The sequence below is a fragment of the Streptococcus sp. HMSC072G04 genome (assembly GCF_001813295.1).
Taxonomy (GTDB): Bacteria; Bacillota; Bacilli; order Lactobacillales; family Streptococcaceae; genus Streptococcus.
Genome location: NZ_KV812004.1, coordinates 1 through 1,712 on the forward strand (window position 1 = coordinate 1; position 1,712 = coordinate 1,712).

Sequence of the window (1,712 nt, forward strand, 5' to 3'; positions counted from 1 at the left end):
TGACCATCTGTGATGTTGATGTCTGTTTTTTTTAGGACTCCATCAAATTGGCTGACAATTGTTGCTACTTGGCCATCAATTGATTGTTTGTAATTTGCAAAGCGCCCGTTGATGCTGTCTTTGAAATCATCTAACTTGTCATTGATGACAGAATTTTGACTGGATAGCCTCATTCCGAATTCGGTTGAGAATGTTGATATTTGCCCATCAATTCCTTGTTTGAACTCAGCAAGTTTGGCTTCAATCACGGATGAACCGTCATCTGTTGGCGGTTGGTAGGCTCTCTTGATAGATCCTTCATATACATCAATGTCACCAAAGAAAAGGCTTGCTGGTTGTCCGTTTGATGATCCGTTATTGTCAAATCTCAAAAATGCTTCATCATATTCTTCAGAATTGACTGTGAAATAGTAGCGTGTGATTCTATCTTGTGGCACAGTGATCTTGTCAGCAAGCGTGAATACTTTTGAGAAGGTTCCTGTCTCACCTTTCTTCCTTGCTAGGAAGTAGAATGTGGCAGTTTTGAGATTGTCTGATCCAATCGCATCAAATGAAATAGTGTATGTGGTATTCCTCTTGATGCTGAAGCGTTGGGATGCTGCAACTTTTTCACTGCCTGTTGAATTATCAAGCTTAAAGAGTTTTCTGGATTCGTTGTAGTAGATTTGATTGGTTGATGTGGTCACTTCTGGACTCTTACCTGGTTCATAGTAGCCCCAACCCTCTACATTTTGAGGATTTCCGCTGTTTTTAAGCAAGTTTTCCCCAGCCTGAACAATTTCATCAAATCTTCTTGTGATTCCAGCGACATCTTCGGTATATTGAGATTTAGCAACATACCCTTGTTCTAGAATCTGTCTGGTTGCTTTTAAAGCATCCACAGCAGCTTTCTCAGAGTATGTCAGCATACGCTGTTCAAGCTCACCGGTTGGACCAGTCTTAGTCTCTAATTTTGTTAATTGAGTAGATAGGCCTTGGATGGTCTGCTCAAATGTTGCTTGCGCTTGCTCTACCAGATAATTTTGATCTTCTGGTGCAGGCTGCCACAAGCGGTCATTGATTCCTTCGTAGAAGTCCAATTCAGTCATGAACATTCCGGACCATCCAGATGGATTGCCCTGGTATTCAAATAGAAAATAACCTTCATCAAATTCGCCAATATTAAACTTGAAAGTGCGTTTTAAAGCTTCGTGAGAGCTAAAGGCAGGAGAACCAGTTTTGTTGAAAATTTCTTGTTTTTCCTCAAAATCCGATGAGGAACCTTTTTTGCGTTTACAAAACGAAATCTTCATATTCTTTGTGTTAGCGTCAAATGCTGTAATATTAAGAATGTAGTCTTTATTTCGTTTAACAATGAAGCGTGGACTTTGAACCATCGCTCCCGGCCTTAGAGAGAACATCCTCTTTTGTCCATTGAAATAGAACTGGTGAGATGTAAAACTCATTCGTCCATTTGGTTCTGTCCAATATTTTAGGCCCTCGTCTGCTCTTGAGTTCCTAAGCATGTTAGGGCCACCACTGACACCAATTGAGGTAAATTCTTCTTTCACACCATTCACGGTATGTTCAACATAAGACCGATCAGCTTTGCCATTTGCCACATTAGTGAGGTCAGAGATGGCTTTCTCAGTCGTCTGCTCAAATCTGGATTGTGCGCCTTGGATCCCTACAAATTGACTCTGTGTCTGATCTTTGAAATCATTGATCAGCTT

The 1,712-nt window shown here is 40.7% G+C and carries 1 pseudogene; it reads right to left on the minus strand.

Features of this window, described 5'->3' with window-relative positions:
* Window positions 1-1,712 (minus strand): annotated as a pseudogene (locus HMPREF2904_RS11675) (hypothetical protein); the annotation flags it as partial.